Annotated in this window: 1 protein-coding gene; it reads left to right on the top strand. The window is 66.7% G+C overall.

All coding sequences use genetic code 11. The features are described 5' to 3' along the window. The first annotated feature begins 228 nt into the window (after positions 1 to 228). Entirely contained in the window at positions 229 to 1,395 is a 1,167-nt protein-coding gene (locus U9980_RS18835; protein WP_322769122.1) for a Fic family protein, read from the top strand. Positions 1,396 to 1,514 lie beyond the last annotated feature (119 nt).

The following is a 1,514-nucleotide window of genomic DNA, read 5'->3' as shown; positions in this document are numbered from 1 at the left end:
GTCGGTAGCCTGACCGCGCTCGCCCGGTGCATCGGGGCACGCATCCCAGCCTTGCACCACCGGGCACCACACGCGTCCAGGGCGGCACGGACGCACAGGGCACCACGCACGCAAGGCTGCCCTGCCCACGGCTCGGCGTTGTGATACCTACTGACCACTGGCGCATCCTTGTGATACCAAACAGCCCTGTAGGTATCACAAGGACATCGGGACGGTGGGTGGGTATCGGTGCGGCGTGACTCTTTCGCTCCCGAGCAGTCGCGCTACGTCGTGCGGGCCGAGCGCGACTACCTCGCCTTCGTCCCACCGCCGCTGCCACCGGCGCTCGACTTCGACCGGTCCCTGGTCGGTCTGCTCTCGGAGGCCGACCGTGCCCTCGGCGAGCTTGCCGGCGCTGGTCGCACGTTGCCCAATCCACGCCTGCTGGCCCGCGCGCTCGTCCGCCGGGAAGCCGTGCTGTCCAGCCGGATCGAGGGAACACAGGCGTCCGTGTCGGATCTGGTCCTGTTCGAGGCGGACCAACCAACCCACGACGACGGCAATGACGTCCGGGAGGTGTTCAACTATGTGAAGGCAGTCGAACACGCTCTTGATCCGAACCGTCGGCTCCCGCTGAGCGTGTCGTTGCTCCGGGAAGCGCACGCCATCCTGCTGGGCGGCGTCCGCGGCAACTACGCCACTCCGGGCGATGTTCGGCGAAGCCAGAACTGGATCGGAGCGCCCGGGTGCACCCTCGACACCGCGACCTACGTTCCGCCGCCACCCGAGCGACTGTGGGAGTGCCTGGACGCGTTCGAGAAATACCTGCACGCCGACCACGATCTGCCACCACTGGTCACGATTGCGTGTGCGCACTACCAGTTCGAGGCGATCCACCCGTTCCTCGACGGCAACGGCCGGGTCGGCAGACTTCTCGTCGTCCTGCTGCTGGCCGAATGGGACCTGCTCGATGCCCCCCTACTCGACATCTCGGCGTGGATCGAACCGCGACGCGACGAGTACTACGCCGGCCTGCTGCGGGTCTCGACCCACGGGGACTGGGCCGGCTGGGTGAGTTTCTTCCTCCGCGGTGTCGCCGAACAGGCCCGGGATGCGGTGCGTCGCTCCGTCTCGCTACAGAGCCTGCGCGACGACTACCGCGCCCGGGTCAGCACCGCGCGCTCGTCCGCGCTGTTGGGAGTGCTGGTGGACGCCCTGTTCGACGTCCCGGCACTGACCATCAGCCGAGCTCGGGGTATTCTCGCTGTCACGCATCGTTCCGCCAGCCTGACCGTCACGAAGTTGGTGGAGAGCGGAATCCTCACGGAGGTACCGGGCCGCGTCCGCAATCGCCTGTTCGTCGCGAACGGCATCCTCCAGGCGATCGAAGGCGACCCAACCGCACCCCTTCCGTAACACATCCATCACGCCCCGGCGTTGTGATACCTACCTACCACTAGCGCTAGCTTGTGATACCAAACAGCCCTGTAGGTATCACAAGGCCACCTGACACCTGCGCCCGGCGGGCTTAAAAC

It is taken from the genome of Protofrankia sp. Cr1, from assembly GCF_963555865.1.
Classification (GTDB): Bacteria; Actinomycetota; Actinomycetes; order Frankiales; family Frankiaceae; genus Protofrankia.
The sequence above is the reverse complement of the archived record's forward strand: the minus strand, read 5'-3'. Positions and strand labels throughout refer to the sequence as shown.